This is a genomic window from Streptomyces acidicola (assembly GCF_009377235.1).
Classification (GTDB): Bacteria; Actinomycetota; Actinomycetes; order Streptomycetales; family Streptomycetaceae; genus Streptomyces; species Streptomyces acidicola.
On record NZ_VMNX01000072.1, the window covers coordinates 26,052 to 39,794 of the forward strand.

Annotated in this window: 14 protein-coding genes; 8 read left to right on the forward strand and 6 right to left on the reverse strand. The window is 70.1% G+C overall.

Features of this window, described 5'->3' with window-relative positions; genetic code table 11:
- Position 1: 1 nt before the first annotated feature.
- Positions 2 to 1,156 carry a tRNA dihydrouridine synthase DusB gene (gene dusB, locus FPZ41_RS20190; protein WP_152864540.1) on the reverse strand — a complete coding sequence of 385 codons (1,155 nt, stop codon included), beginning with the start codon at positions 1,154 to 1,156 and terminating at the stop codon, positions 2 to 4.
- An 80-nt stretch (positions 1,157 to 1,236) separates the two neighbouring features.
- Between dusB and FPZ41_RS20195 the strand changes: the two genes are divergently transcribed.
- Complete coding sequence (locus tag FPZ41_RS20195; RefSeq protein ID WP_152864542.1) at positions 1,237 to 2,703, forward strand: MFS transporter; 1,467 nt, start codon at positions 1,237 to 1,239, stop codon at positions 2,701 to 2,703.
- Between the two features lie 122 nt (positions 2,704 to 2,825).
- On the opposite strand, the gene FPZ41_RS20200 is transcribed toward FPZ41_RS20195, so the two are convergent.
- Complete coding sequence (locus FPZ41_RS20200) at positions 2,826 to 3,746, reverse strand: helix-turn-helix transcriptional regulator (protein ID WP_152864568.1); 921 nt, start codon at positions 3,744 to 3,746, stop codon at positions 2,826 to 2,828.
- Positions 3,747 to 4,004: 258 nt separating this feature from the next.
- On the opposite strand from FPZ41_RS20200, the gene FPZ41_RS20205 reads away from it, so the two are divergent.
- A complete protein-coding gene (locus FPZ41_RS20205) occupies positions 4,005 to 5,441 on the forward strand; it encodes an MFS transporter (protein ID WP_322620478.1) in 1,437 nt (478 codons plus the stop codon).
- Positions 5,442 to 5,603: 162 nt separating this feature from the next.
- On the forward strand, positions 5,604 to 5,810 hold the full coding sequence (locus FPZ41_RS20210; protein ID WP_131570222.1) for a hypothetical protein: 207 nt from the start codon (positions 5,604 to 5,606) through the stop codon (positions 5,808 to 5,810).
- Positions 5,811 to 5,813: 3 nt separating this feature from the next.
- Here the strand turns inward: FPZ41_RS20210 and FPZ41_RS20215 are convergent, their stop codons facing one another.
- Positions 5,814 to 6,419 (reverse strand): CGNR zinc finger domain-containing protein, encoded by a 606-nt coding sequence (locus tag FPZ41_RS20215; protein ID WP_152864572.1) that lies wholly within the window; start codon positions 6,417 to 6,419, stop codon positions 5,814 to 5,816.
- 66 nt (positions 6,420 to 6,485) lie between these two features.
- Between FPZ41_RS20215 and FPZ41_RS20220 the strand changes: the two genes are divergently transcribed.
- The gene (locus tag FPZ41_RS20220) at positions 6,486 to 6,944 is read left to right on the forward strand and encodes a VOC family protein (protein ID WP_152864544.1); all 459 of its coding nucleotides are present in this window, start codon (positions 6,486 to 6,488) and stop codon (positions 6,942 to 6,944) included.
- 45 nt (positions 6,945 to 6,989) lie between these two features.
- Here the strand turns inward: FPZ41_RS20220 and FPZ41_RS20225 are convergent, their stop codons facing one another.
- The 3 genes from FPZ41_RS20225 to FPZ41_RS20235 all read right to left on the reverse strand — a co-directional run bounded on the left by FPZ41_RS20225 (position 6,990) and on the right by FPZ41_RS20235 (position 10,221).
- Entirely contained in the window at positions 6,990 to 7,577 is a 588-nt protein-coding gene (locus FPZ41_RS20225) for a TetR family transcriptional regulator (protein WP_152864546.1), read from the reverse strand.
- 26 nt (positions 7,578 to 7,603) lie between these two features.
- The gene (locus tag FPZ41_RS20230; protein ID WP_152864548.1) at positions 7,604 to 8,608 is read right to left on the reverse strand and encodes an aldo/keto reductase; all 1,005 of its coding nucleotides are present in this window, start codon (positions 8,606 to 8,608) and stop codon (positions 7,604 to 7,606) included.
- A 233-nt stretch (positions 8,609 to 8,841) separates the two neighbouring features.
- The gene (locus FPZ41_RS20235; RefSeq protein WP_322620479.1) at positions 8,842 to 10,221 is read right to left on the reverse strand and encodes a glycine--tRNA ligase; all 1,380 of its coding nucleotides are present in this window, start codon (positions 10,219 to 10,221) and stop codon (positions 8,842 to 8,844) included.
- Positions 10,222 to 10,440: 219 nt separating this feature from the next.
- Between FPZ41_RS20235 and FPZ41_RS20240 the strand changes: the two genes are divergently transcribed.
- The 4 genes from FPZ41_RS20240 to FPZ41_RS20255 are packed head-to-tail and all read left to right on the forward strand — an operon-like array spanning position 10,441 to position 13,686.
- Entirely contained in the window at positions 10,441 to 11,436 is a 996-nt protein-coding gene (locus tag FPZ41_RS20240) for a metal ABC transporter substrate-binding protein (protein ID WP_152864552.1), read from the forward strand.
- Positions 11,437 to 11,456: 20 nt separating this feature from the next.
- Positions 11,457 to 12,254, forward strand: coding sequence for a metal ABC transporter ATP-binding protein (locus FPZ41_RS20245; protein WP_152864554.1), 798 nt, complete (start codon positions 11,457 to 11,459; stop codon positions 12,252 to 12,254).
- Positions 12,255 to 12,268: 14 nt separating this feature from the next.
- On the forward strand, positions 12,269 to 13,210 hold the full coding sequence (locus FPZ41_RS20250; protein ID WP_152864556.1) for a metal ABC transporter permease: 942 nt from the start codon (positions 12,269 to 12,271) through the stop codon (positions 13,208 to 13,210).
- Positions 13,211 to 13,269: 59 nt separating this feature from the next.
- Positions 13,270 to 13,686 carry a Fur family transcriptional regulator gene (locus FPZ41_RS20255; protein WP_322620480.1) on the forward strand — a complete coding sequence of 139 codons (417 nt, stop codon included), beginning with the start codon at positions 13,270 to 13,272 and terminating at the stop codon, positions 13,684 to 13,686.
- Positions 13,687 to 13,743: the final 57 nt, after the last annotated feature.

Genomic DNA, 13,743 nt, shown 5'->3' on the forward strand with positions numbered 1-13,743 from the left:
CTCAGCCCCCTGACGTGTCCAGTTCTGCTTCCTCCGTCACGCCCGTGCAGTCGTACGGGTCCTTGAGCCAGCCGTCCGGCAGTACCACGCGGTTGTTGCCGGAGGTGCGGCCGCGCGGGCCGTCGGCGCCCGACGGCCAGGGCTGGTCGAGGTCCAGTTCGTCGAGGCCGTTGCGGAGTTCGTCCAGCGAGGACGTGATCGCGAGGCGCTTGCGCATCTCCGAGCCGACCGCGAAGCCCTTGAGGTACCAGGCCACGTGCTTGCGGAAGTCGATGACGCCGCGGGACTCGTCGCCGATCCACTCGCCGAGGAGGGTGGCGTGGCGGACCATGACGCCGGCCACCTCGCGGAGGGACGGGCGGACGAAGTCTCCAGTACGGCCCTCGAACGCCGCCACCAGGTCCGCGAACAGCCATGGGCGCCCCAGGCAGCCGCGCCCGACCACCACTCCGTCGCAGCCCGTCTCCCGCACCATCCGCAGCGCGTCCTCGGCCGACCAGATGTCGCCGTTGCCGAGGACGGGGATCTCGGGCACGTGCTCCTTCAGGCGGGCGATGGCGTCCCAGTCGGCCGTGCCGCCGTAGTGCTGGGCGGCCGTGCGGCCGTGGAGGGCGATGGACGTCACGCCCTCCTCGACGGCGATGCGGCCGGCGTCGAGGTACGTGATGTGGTCGTCGTCGATGCCCTTGCGCATCTTCATCGTGACGGGGAGGTCACCGGCCCCGGTCACGGCCTCGCGGAGGATCGCGCGGAGGAGGTTGCGCTTGTACGGGAGGGCCGAGCCGCCGCCCTTGCGGGTCACCTTCGGGACCGGGCAGCCGAAGTTGAGGTCGATGTGGTCGGCGAGGTCCTCCTCCGCGATCATGCGGACGGCCTTGCCGACGGTCACCGGGTCCACGCCGTACAGCTGGATCGAGCGCGGGGTCTCCGACGCGTCGAACCTGATCAGCTGCATGGTCTTGTCGTTGCGCTCGACCAGGGCCCGGGTCGTGATCATCTCGCTGACGTAGAGCCCCTTGCCCTCGCTGAACTCCCGGCACAGCGTGCGGAAGGGCGCGTTCGTGATGCCGGCCATGGGGGCGAGCACGACGGGCGGCTGGACGGTGTGCGGGCCGATCCGGAGGGGACTCGTGGGGGCGACGGTGGACGTGGACATTCCCTCATTGTCGCGTACTCCGGCCACCACCTCCAGTCATTAGTTAGGCGCACTATTGATTTTGGCGTACGATGGAACGCATGCCCGAGCTCAGTCACCGCCGGCGTCTGCTGGTGCTCGCGATCTGCTGCATGAGCCTGCTGATCGTGAGTCTCGACAACACGGTCCTGAACGTCGCCCTGCCGTCGATGCAGCGGGAACTGAACGCGAGCGTGTCAGGGCTCCAGTGGACGATCGACGCGTACACGCTCGTGCTCGCCTCACTGCTGATGTTCTCGGGGGCGACCGCGGACCGCATCGGCCGCAAGCGCGTCTTCATGGCCGGTCTGGTCGTCTTCACCATCGGCTCGGCGCTGTGCTCCCTAGCCCCGAACCTGGAGGCCCTCGTCGCCTTCCGGATGGTGCAGGCGGTGGGCGGTTCGATGCTGAACCCGGTCGCGATGTCGATCATCACCAACACCTTCACCGACCCACGTGAGCGTGCCCGCGCGATCGGTGCGTGGGGAGCCGTCGTCGGCATATCGATGGCCGCCGGTCCGCTGGTCGGCGGGCTGCTCGTGGAGTCGGTCGGCTGGCGCTCGATCTTCTGGATCAACCTGCCCGTCGGGCTGGCCGCGCTCCTGCTCACTCTGCGCTACGTTCCCGAGTCCCGCGCCCCGAAGGCCCGCCGTCCCGACCCGGTGGGGCAGGTCATGGTGATCGCCCTGTTCGGTGCCCTCACGTACTCGATCATCGAGGCGCCGAACTCCGGGATCGCCCACGTCCTCCCCTTCGCGGTCCTCGCGCTCGTGGCCCTGATCGGCATCCTCTGGTACGAGCCGCGCCGCGCCGAACCCCTCATCGAGCTGCGTTTCTTCCGGTCGGCACCGTTCAGCGGGGCGACCCTGATCGCGATCGGCTCGTTCGCGGCGCTCGGCGGCTTCCTCTTCCTGTCGACGCTGTACCTGCAGAACGTGCGCGGTCTGGACGCCCTGCACGCGGGCCTGTGGATGCTGCCGATGGCGGTGCCGACCTTCGCCTGTGCGCCGCTGTCCGGCCGGCTGGTCGGCAGCCGGGGGCCACGGCTGCCGCTGCTGCTGGCCGGGTGCGCGATGACCGCGAGCGGTGTGCTCTTCGCCGTCTTCGAGGCCGAGACGTCGAACGTCACACTTTTCATCGGGTTCGTCCTGTTCGGCGTGGGCTTCGGCTTCGTCAACTCCCCCATCACCAACACCGCCGTCTCCGGCATGCCCCGCGCCCAGGCCGGGGTCGCCGCCGCCGTCGCCTCCACCAGCCGCCAGATCGGCCAGACGCTGGGCGTCGCGGTGATCGGTGCGGTGCTGGCGGCGGGCGTGAGCTCGTCGGCGTACCGGGACACGTTCGTGTCGGCCGCCCGGCCCGGCTGGTGGATCATCGCCGGCTGCGGCCTCGCGGTACTGGTCCTGGGCGCGCTCACGACGGGGCGCTGGGCCCGCTGGACGGCCGAGCGCACGGCCGACCGCCTGGAGGCTGCCGAGGTGCGGGACGCGGCGGGAGTGGTGTCCGGGGCGAACGCCGACCGGGCGTAGCTCAGGTGTGTCAGGTGCGTGGGTCAGGTGCGCCAGGTGCGTAGCTCCAGCGCGCCGGGTGCGTAGCTCCAGCGCGCCAGGTACGCCCCCGCCGCCACAACGGGATCAGCCGCCCCACGGGATCACCGGGTGGCCGCCTCCCGTTCCAGCGCGAGGGCGTGCAGCTTCTCCAGCCGCTCGCGCGACTCCTCGTCGACCGGCGCGTACGTCACCATCCGTGGTCCGCTGCTCGGGCCGAGCCAGAGGTCGGTGTGGTCGAGGGTGAGCGGGCCGACATGGGCGTTTACGAACTGCTTGCGTTTGCTGCGGGCGCCCGCGACGACCTCGTGGCGGTCCCAGGCCTCGCGGAACTCCGCGGACTCCGTGTGCAGCCGGTTCAACAGCGTCTTCCAGGCGGGGTCGGCGAGATGACCGGCCATCGCGGCGCGCAGCTTGGCGGCCATGAACCGGGTGGTCTCCTCCAGGTGCACGATCGACGAGCGCCACTCCTCGTGGGTGTAGGCGAGGACGATGCAGTTCAGGTCCTCGGGCGGCACCGCGGCGAGGTCGCAGAGCAGCAGGCCGTACGTGCGGTTGTACGCGAGGATGTCGTACCGGCTGTTCTGCAGGCAGGCCGGGAACGGCTCCATCTGTTCCAGGATGGCCCGCTGCGCCGGGGTCACCGACGAGCAGTTCTTGCCGGGCGAGGGGTCGACGGCCCCGGCCAGGTTGAACAGGTGCTCGCGCTCGCTGGAGTCGAGGAGCAGGGTGCGCGCGAGGGCGTCGAGGACCTGCACGGAGACCTGGATGTCCCTGGCCTGTTCGAGCCAGGTGTACCAGGTGACGCCGACCGCGGAGAGCTGCGCGACCTCCTCGCGGCGCAGTCCGGGTGTGCGCCGGCGCCGGCCGCGGGGCAGGCCGACCTGCTCGGGCGTGATGTGCTCGCGGCGGTGGCGCAGGAACGCGGCGAGTTCGTGCCGGCGCACCGCCGACTCCTGCGCCGCAGGCGGCTGTACCGTCGTCGGCTGGTTCGTCGCAGGCTGATTCGTCGCAGGCTCGCCCATCTCCGGTGAGCGTGCCTCGGGTGGGCGGGCCTCGCGTGGGCGGGCCTCGCGTGGGCGGGCCTCGCGTGGCGCCTCGGGTGGTGGTGTTCGGCGTGGTGGTGCCTGGCGTGGTTGTGCCTCGGTCGCCCGTACCGCCATGGTCGTCATGCCTCCAGCGTGCGGCCCTGCGGACCCTGTTGCACCTGTTTTCCAGGTAGTGCTTCTACCAGGATAAGGAGACTCTGGTACCAGGCTGAGCCAGGCAGGAACCTGCTTGGTGTGACCGATACGGATTCCCTCACCACCACTCCCGTCCGCGCCCCCACCGCCCCGCCGTCCGTGCTGGGCGGCCTCGGGCTCTTCACGGTCCTGCTCGGCGCGGCGCTCCCTCTCATCGACTTCTTCATCGTGAACGTGGCCCTGCCGACGATCGGCCGCGACCTCTCCGCGAACGAGGCGGTCCTGGAGCTCGTCGTCGCCGGGTACGGCGTCTCGTACGCCGTTCTGCTGGTCCTCGGCGGCCGGCTCGGCGACCTCTTCGGCCGGCGCCGGTTGTTCCTGTGGGGCATGGCCGCCTTCGGTGTGACCTCGCTGGCGTGCGGGCTCGCCCCGGACGCCTGGTCGCTGGTGGCGGCGCGGGTCGCACAGGGCGCGGCGGCGGCCGCGATGCTCCCGCAGGTGCTCGCCACCATCCAGGCGACGACCTCCGGCGCGCACCGCGCCCGGGCGATGAGCCTGTACGGCGCGACGGCCGGGCTCTCCATGGTGGCCGGACAGATCCTCGGCGGCGTCCTGGTGGCGGCCGACATCGCGGGCACCGACTGGCGCGCGGTGTTCCTGGTGAACGTGCCGGTCGTCGTGGTCGGCCTGGTCCTGGCCGAGCGGGCCGTGCCCGAGACCCGCTCGTCGCACCCGGAGCCCGTGGACGGTCCCGGCACGGTCCTGCTGGCCGTGTCCCTGCTGACCCTCCTCGTGCCGCTTACCGAGGGGCGGGCTGCGGGCTGGCCCCTGTGGACCTGGCTGGCGCTGGCCGCGTTCCCGTTCGCGGCCGGTGCCTTCTACCTGGTCGAGCGCCGGGAGGACCGCCTGGGCCGTACGCCTCTGGTACCACCCAGTCTCTTCGCGCTCACGTCACTCCGCCGGGGCCTGGTCATGATCGTGCCGTTCTCGATCGGATTCAGCGGGTTCATGTTCGTGATCGCGGTGGCGTTGCAGCAGGGCGCGCGGCTCGGTCCGGTCGCGGCCGGTCTCGCGCTGTCCCCGATGGCGGTGTCGTTCTTCCTCGTGTCGCTGGCGGGTCCGCGGCTGGTCGCCCGCTACGGCACCCGCGTGGTGACCGCGGGCGGGCTGATCCAGGCGGTGGGCGTGGCGCTGATGGCCCTCGCCGTGTGGCGGAGCTGGCCGGACCTGACCTGGCTGCCGCTCCTGCCCGGCGTGACGATCGCGGGTGCCGGTCAAGCGCTCCAACTCCCCATCCTCTTCCGGATCGTCCTCTCCGAGGTCCCGTCCGCACGGGCCGGAGTCGGCAGCGGCGTCATGATCACCACACAGCAGTCGGCCCTCGCCCTGGGCGTGGCCACCCTCGGCTCCCTCTTCCTCTCGCTGGTCCCGGGGATGGGCATGGGCGACGCCCTGGCGACGACACTCCTGGTCCAACTGGCGGGAATCGCCCTGACGGTGGCGCTGAGCCTGCGGCTGCCGCGAACGATCAGCTAGGAGAAGCCGTCGAACTTGTCGCCCCGAGAGCCCCTGTTGATGTTGGTCTTGCTGCAAACTCCTTGCTGCACAAAGATTCAGAAGGAATCAGAAGGAATCAGAAGGCTCAACACCCCCTGGAGCACCGAGCGTCGCCAGGAGGCGTGGAGACGTGGAGACGTGATGCTGGAGATCAACACGAGCAAGGTGACCCGCTGGGACCAGCACGGGCGCGAGCACACCGTCCGGGTCGAACGCACGGGAGTGCAGCGCACGATCGCATGCGACACGTGCGGCTGGCGGAAGGGCGCCCAGTTCCTGTCGTGGCTGAAGGCGGAGGAACACCTGGCCGAGGAGCACCAGGCGACGGTGGACCCGAAGACGGCGTAGCCCTCACCGCCCTTCCTCGGCGCGGCGGGCGCGCAGGGCCCGCACCTTGTGGCGGTTGCCGCAGTGTTCCATGGAGCACCAGCGGCGCCGTCCGGGCCGTGAGGTGTCGACGTAGACGAGGTAGCAGCGCTCGCCGGCACACATGCGGACGCGCTCGGCGTACGGCCCGGTGAGCAGCTCGACGGCATCGCGGGCGACGCTGGAGACGAGCTGCGTCCCGACGGCCACTCCCGCCCACACACGCCGCTCGCCGTCGCCGACGATCGCGGGGACCAACGGCGGATGAGCGGCCGCCTCGTTGAGGACATCGAGATCCTCGCGGCCCCCGCCCTCCACACCGAACTCGGGCAACCCGCCGCGGATGCGCGCCACGACGACGCGGAACAGCGCGTCCCGGACCCGACGGGCGTACGCCACGTCCTGCTCCGTGACCTCCAGCGCGGGCGTGGGCGTGAGCCGCGACCGCTCGGCCCAGGCGACCAGATCGGCGGGCGCGTGGAGCACCTCGAACCTGCGGAAGGCACCCGGCCCTCCGGTGGTGAGCAGTTCGAGACAGAGGGCGCCGGGGTCGAACCGGAACGAGACCCCGGAGTGGGACCGCAGCACCATCCCGGACACACGCAACAACCCCCGACCTGTGGACGACGAGCCTCTGTAACCAATATAACCAGTTACATGAACGACGCTCTGCACTGGAAGCTGGTCATCGACACCCACGACGCCCGGACCATGGCGGACTTCTGGGCCGCGGCACTGAAGTACGAGGTGGAGGACGCGACCGCGCTCATCGACCACCTCCTGTCGACGGGCGACCTCCCCGAGGCTGCGGTCGCCGAGCACGAGGGCCGCCGCGCCTTCCGGGGCTACGCGGCCGTACGCCACCCCGAGGACCCGTACGACTCGTTCACCGGCATCGGCAAGGGCCGTCGTCTGCTGTTCCAGGACGTCCCCGAGCCGAAAACGGTGAAGAACCGCCTGCACATCGACATCCACGCGAATGCCGGCGGCCGGGACGAGCTGGTCTCCCGCCTGGAGTCCCTGGGCGCGACCCGTGTCCGTGAGGTGGACAAGGGCCCCGCGGGCCACTGGTGGCTGATGCAGGACCCGGAAGGCAACGAGTTCTGCGTGGCGTGACAGCAGGGCGGGGACGCCAGGGCCGCCAGGGCGGGGGCGCGGGCGTCAGGCCTTCAGACCCCGCAGCAGCAGGTCCACCACGGCGTCGAATTCCGCCTCTGTCCCGGGCTGTTCCCACTCGGGGGCGTAGCGCGGGTCGTGGAAGCGGCGTGAGGCGTGGAAGAGGGCGCGGGCGGTGGCGTCCGGGTCGTCGGTGCTGAAGGTGCCGGCTTCGACGCCCGCCTGGACCATCCGCCTCAACTGGCCTGTCAGTTCGGCCAGGTGCTCGCCCACCGCCCCACCGCTCTCCTCGGTCAGGACCATGTACGTGGCGAAGAGCTCGGGGTCGTCACCGGCCTTGCGGCGCTTGGCCGCGAAGAGAGCGGTGAACCAGTCGCGCAGCCGGGCCTCCGGGTCGCGGTCCTCGGCGACGATGCCGGAGAGGGAGTCGGATGTACGGTCCAGCCAGCGCTTCGTCACCGCCTCCCGCAGCGCCGCCTTCGTACTGAAGTGCCGGTAGACACTGCCGTGGCTGACTCCGAGCGCGCGGGCCACGTCCACCACGGTCGCCTTGGCGGGGCCGTGGCGGCGCAGCACCTCCTCGGTCGCTTCGAGGATGCGCTCGGCGGTCAGGGTCTGCGGGGTCGGTGTCATGAGAGAGACCGTACCGGGAGGGCCGGTCAGCGCTCGCTGTCGAGCGTCGCCATCTGCGCCGCCGCGTAGCGGTCGCCCGCCGCCGAGTCGGCCGGAACCGCCGCCTCGATGGCCGCCAGGTCCGCGTCGTCCAGCGTCACGTCCAGCGCGCCCAGCGACTCGGTCAGCCGCTCCCGGGTGCGGGCGCCGATCAGCGGCACGATGTCCTCGCCCCGTGAGAGCACCCAGGCGATGGCGATCTGCGCGACGCTGACGCCCTTCTGCTCGGCGATCTTGCGCAGGGACTCGACGAGGTCGAGGTTGTGGTCGAGGTTCTCGCCCTGGAAACGGGGGGAGTGGGAGCGGAAGTCGTTCGCGGCCAGCTGCCGGTCGCGGGTGTAGTGCCCGGAGATCAGACCACGGGACAGCACGCCGTACGCCGTGATGGAGATGCCCAGCTCACGGGTGGTCGGCAGGATGCTCTGCTCCAGGCCCCGCGAGATGAGCGAGTACTCGATCTGGAGGTCCACGACAGGGGCGGTGGCGGCGGCCCGCCGGATGGTGTCGGCGCCGACCTCGCTCAGTCCGATGTGCCGCACGTATCCCTTCTCCACCAGCTCCGCGATGGCGCCGACCGTCTCCTCGATCGGCACGCCGGGGTCGATCCGGGCGATCCGGTAGACGTCGATGTGGTCCACGCCGAGGCGCTGGAGCGAGTAGGCGGCGAAGTTCTTCACTGCGGCCGGTCGTCCATCGACACCACCCCACTCACCGTCCGGGCCCCGCAGCGCCCCGAACTTGACGCTGGTGAGCGCCTGTTCGCGCCGCGCCGCCGGAGCGGACCGCAGGGCCTCGCCGATCAGCATCTCGTTGTGGCCCATGCCGTAGAAGTCGCCGGTGTCGAGCAGGGTCACGCCCGCTTCGAGCGCGGCGTGGATGGTCGCGATGGATTCGGCCCGGTCCGCGGTGCCGTACAGCGCGGACATGCCCATGCAGCCGAGGCCGAGGGCGGAGACCTGGGGGCCGGTGGTGCCGAGGGGACGGGTTTGCATGAGGGCTCCTTGGGATGTCGTGAACCGTGGGCCGTGTGCGGCACGCGCCCACGGTGCCGTACGCCCACCCTGACATGACAGCTGACAGATTTCAATATCTGTCAGCTGTCAGCCGCCGGGCCTCCTCTGCCATGCGCCATCCGCCCGCATACGGGGACCCGTAAAAACGACAGTTCCCCGTACCCCGGCCGGGGTACGGGGAACAGCCGGCCGCTCGTACGGCCGGAAGGTTCCTAGCAGCCGATCAGACGCGCCGCGAGGTAGCCCTCGATCTGGTCCAGCGACACGCGCTCCTGCTTCATCGAGTCGCGCTCACGCACCGTCACCGCGTTGTCGTCCAGCGTGTCGAAGTCGACCGTGACGCAGAACGGCGTACCGATCTCGTCCTGGCGGCGGTAGCGGCGGCCGATCGCGCCGGCGTCGTCGAACTCGATGTTCCAGTGCTGACGCAGGGCCTGGGCGAGACCCTTCGCCTTCGGGGACAGCTCCGGGTTGCGGGAGAGCGGGAGGACCGCGACCTTCACCGGGGACAGGCGCGGGTCGAGGCGCAGCACCGTGCGCTTCTCCATCTTGCCCTTGGCATTGGGGGCCTCGTCCTCGACGTAGGCGTCCAGGAGGAAGGCCAGCATCGTGCGCCCGACACCCGCCGCCGGCTCGATCACGTACGGGGTCCAGCGCTCGCCCGCCTCCTGGTCGAAGTAGGAGAGGTCCTGACCGGAGGCCTTGGAGTGGGCGGAGAGGTCGTAGTCGGTGCGGTTGGCGACACCCTCCAGCTCGCCCCACTCGCTGCCGCCGAAGCGGAAGCGGTACTCGATGTCGGCGGTGCGCTTGGAGTAGTGGGAGAGCTTCTCCTGCGGGTGGTCGTACCAGCGCATGTTCTCTTCACGCAGGCCCAGGCCGGTGTACCAGTTCCAGCGCTCCTGCATCCAGTACTCCTGCCACTTCTCGTCCTCGCCCGGCTTGACGAAGAACTCCATCTCCATCTGCTCGAACTCGCGGGTACGGAAGATGAAGTTGCCCGGCGTGATCTCGTTGCGGAACGACTTGCCCATCTGCGCGATGCCGAACGGCGGCTTGCGGCGCGAGGAGGTCTGCACCTGGGCGAAGTTGGTGAAGATGCCCTGCGCGGTCTCGGGGCGCAGGTAGGCGATGGAGCCGCTGTCCTGCGTCGGGCCGAGGTGCGTGGAGAGCAGGCCGGAGAACTGCTTGGGCTCGGTGAACTGGCCCTTGTTGCCACAGTTCGGGCAGTTGACCTCGGCGAGGCTCTCGGGCATGCGGCCGTGCTTCGCCTCGTACGCCTCCTCCAGGTGGTCCGCGCGGAACCGCTTGTGGCAGGAGGTGCACTCGGTGAGCGGGTCGGTGAAGGTGGCGACGTGGCCGGAGGCCACCCAGACCTCGGTGGCCAGGATCACGGACGAGTCGATACCGACGACGTCCTCGCGCGACGTGACCATGTAGCGCCACCACTGGCGCTTGATGTTCTCCTTGAGCTCGACACCCAGCGGTCCGTAGTCCCAGGCGGCGCGCTGGCCACCGTAGATCTCGCTGCACGGGAATACGAAGCCACGGCGCTTGCTCAGGCTGACGATGGTGTCGATCTTGTCGGCGGCCACGGTGCTCTCTTCATTACGACGACGGGCGACGAAGCGGATGCGCTCCTGGAGGGAAGCGATGCGCCTCAGAGCGAATGCTTCAGGTTACCGGCGGGGGCTCCCCTCCAATCAAATCGGTTCGGTCAGGAGGTAGAACAAAACGGTCACCCAGCCCTCACCTCGGCCTTACCCAAAGCCTCACCCAGGGCTTGTTGACAATCATTTCCATCTTTGCTGAAAATGACTGTCATGAACGTAGTACGACGACAGCGTCGAAACCGGCGACACCGGCGACACCTCATATCCGGGACCGCGGTCGCGGCGGCCACCGCCCTCGGCCTCGGCACCCTCACTGCATGCTCGGACACGTCCGCCGCGGGCAACACGGACAAGTTCGACGTCGTGGCGTCGTTCTACCCCATGGCCTACCTCGCCGAGCAGATCGGCGGGAAGTACGTCCACGTCACCACCCTCACCGAACCCGGCCAGGAGCCGCACGACCTGGAGATCAGCGCCCGGCAGACCGCGCAGCTCCAGGAGTCGGACGCCATTCTCTACCTCAAGGGCCTCCAGCCGTCCGTCGACGACGCCGTCGCCCAGTCCGGGGTCAAGACGAAGATCGACGCCACCACACTGACCTCCCTGGAGAAGCACGGCACCGAGGTCGGCGGCCACGCTGCCGAGCACGACCACGAGCACGGCGAGGAGGCGGGCGGCAAGGACCCCCACATCTGGCTCGACCCGGTGAAGTACGCCGAGGTCGCCAAGGGCGTCGGCGCCGCCTTCGAGAAGGCCGACCCGGACCACGCGGACGTCTACAAGACGAACACCGAGGCCCTGGTCGAGAAGCTCGGCGCCCTGGACTCCCAGTTCGACAGCGGCCTGAAGAACACCAGGACCAGGGTCTTCATCACCACCCACGCCGCCTTCGGCTATCTCGCCGAGCGCTACGGCCTGACCGAAGAGGCCATCGCCGGCCTCGACCCGGAGTCGGAGCCCAGTGCCGCCCGCGTGAAGGATCTTGAGAAGATGGCCAAGGCCGACGGGGTCTCCACCGTCTTCTACGAGACCCTCGTCAGCGACAAGACCGCGAAGACCCTCGCGAAGGACTCGAACCTGAAGACGGACGTGCTCGACCCCATCGAGGGCATCACGTCCAAGTCCCGAGGCGACGACTACATCCAGGTCATGGAAGCCAACCTCAAGGCGCTGCAGACCGCACTGGGCGCCAAGTGACCTCTGTGGAGGACGCAGGCATGAGCGACGAACCCGCCACCGAGCCCGTCATATCCGAGCCCGTCATCTCCCTGCGAGGTGTCCGCGCCGAACTGGGCTCGCGCACCGTCCTGCGCGGCATCGACCTCTCCGTGCACCGCGGCGAGGTCGTCGCGCTGCTCGGCGCCAACGGCTCCGGCAAGTCCACGGCCATACGCAGCGTCATCGGCCAGGTACCGGTCAGCGACGGCGCCATCGAGATCTTCGGCACTCCGCGTGCCCGTTTCTCCGACTGGAAGCGGGTCGGGTACGTGCCGCAGCGCACCACGGCCGCGGGCGGCGTCCCGGCCACGGTGACCGAGGTCGTCGCCTCGGGCCGCCTCTCCCGGGCCCGCTTCGGCATCCTCCGCAAGGCCGACCACGAGGCCGTACGAAGGGCTCTGGCACTGGTCGGCATGGCGGACCGGGCGAAGGACTCCGTGAACGCCTTGTCCGGGGGCCAGCACCAGCGCGTCCTGATCGCCCGCGCCCTCGCCTGTGAACCCGAGTTGCTGATCATGGACGAGCCCATGGCGGGCGTCGACCTCGCCAGCCAGGAGGTGCTCGCCGAAACCCTGCGCAAGCAGGTGGGCGAGGGCACGACCGTCCTGCTCGTCCTGCACGAACTCGGCCCCCTGGAGCCGCTGATCGACCGCGCGGTCGTCCTGCGCGACGGCTGCGTCCTGCACGACGGACCGCCCCCCAAGGCGGTCGGCCAGCATGCCCTGCCCGGCCACGACCACGTCCACCCGCACGCGGCTCCCGGAGCGGAACCGGTCCGTACGGGCCTGCTGAGCTGAGAAGGCACCGAATCATGGAACTCCTGAACTACGCCTTCATGCAGCGGGCCCTGCTCGCCGCCGTCCTCGTCGGCATCACCGCGCCCGCCATCGGCATCTACCTCGTCCAGCGCCGCCAGGCCCTGATGGGCGACGGCATCGGCCACGTGGCGATGACGGGCGTCGGCCTCGGCTTCCTGCTGTCGTGGTCCCCGGTGTGGATGGCGACGCTGGTGTCCGTCCTGGGCGCGGTGCTGATGGAACTCATCCGCTGGTACGGCAGGACGCGCGGCGACATCGCGCTGGCGATGCTCTTCTACGGGGGCATGGCGGGCGGAGTGATGTTCATCAACCTCGCGCCGACGGGCTCGAACGCCAACCTGACGTCGTACCTCTTCGGCTCGCTGTCGACGGTGTCGCAGTCGGACGTGACGGCGATCTGCCTGCTGGCGGCGTTCGTGGTGCTGGTGACGATCGGGCTGCGCCGCCAGCTGTTCGCGGTGAGCCAGGACGAGGAGTTCGCCCGGGTCACGGGCCTGCCGGTGCGGGCGCTGAACCTGCTCACGGCGGTCACGGCGGCCGTGACGGTGACCGTGGCGATGCGGGTGGTCGGACTGCTGCTGGTCTCGGCGTTGATGGTGGTGCCCGTGGCGGCGGCCCAGCAGCTCAGCCGGAGCTTCGCGGCGACGTTCGCGGTCGCGGTGGCCATCGGCGTCACGGTGACGCTCAGCGGTACGGTGACCTCGTACTACCAGGACGTGCCGCCGGGGGCGACGATCGTGCTGCTGACCATCGCCGCGTTCCTGCTGCTCACGGCGCTGGCGGCGCCGCTGGCGCGGCGGCGGGCGCGGGTACTGGAACATGCCGGGGGCGACCCGGCGGAGTGTGTGATCCCCGAGACGGGCAAGGAGACGGGACGGGCGACGGTCCCGGCCGGCCGCGCTTCCCGGAACGGTACGGAGGGGATCGGCGCCTGACTCCCCTCTGTCCGGGCTGGCACAATGGCCCGGCAAGGCGCAGACGTGAGGAGGCAACGGTGACGACCGCTGGACCCGTACGGGGTCGGTCCACTCGGCAGCGTGCGGCCGTGGCGGCGGCGCTCGACGAGGTCGACGAGTTCCGCAGCGCGCAGGATCTCCACGACATGCTCAAGCACAAGGGCGACTCGGTCGGACTGACCACCGTGTACCGCACGTTGCAGTCCCTGGCCGACGCGGGCGAGGTGGACGTGCTGCGCACCTCCGACGGCGAGTCGGTGTACCGCCGGTGCTCCACGGGTGAGCACCACCACCATCTCGTCTGCCGGGTCTGCGGCAAGGCCGTCGAGGTCGAGGGGCCCGCGGTGGAGAAGTGGGCGGACGCGATCGCGGCGGAGCACGGATTCGTGAACGTGGCGCACACGGTGGAGATCTTCGGCACGTGCGCCGACTGTGCGGGTGCCTCCGGCGGTTGAGCGGTTGGCGAGTGCCTGCCTTCCCTGGGGGCTGCCGCACCCACGGAAGGCAGGCCC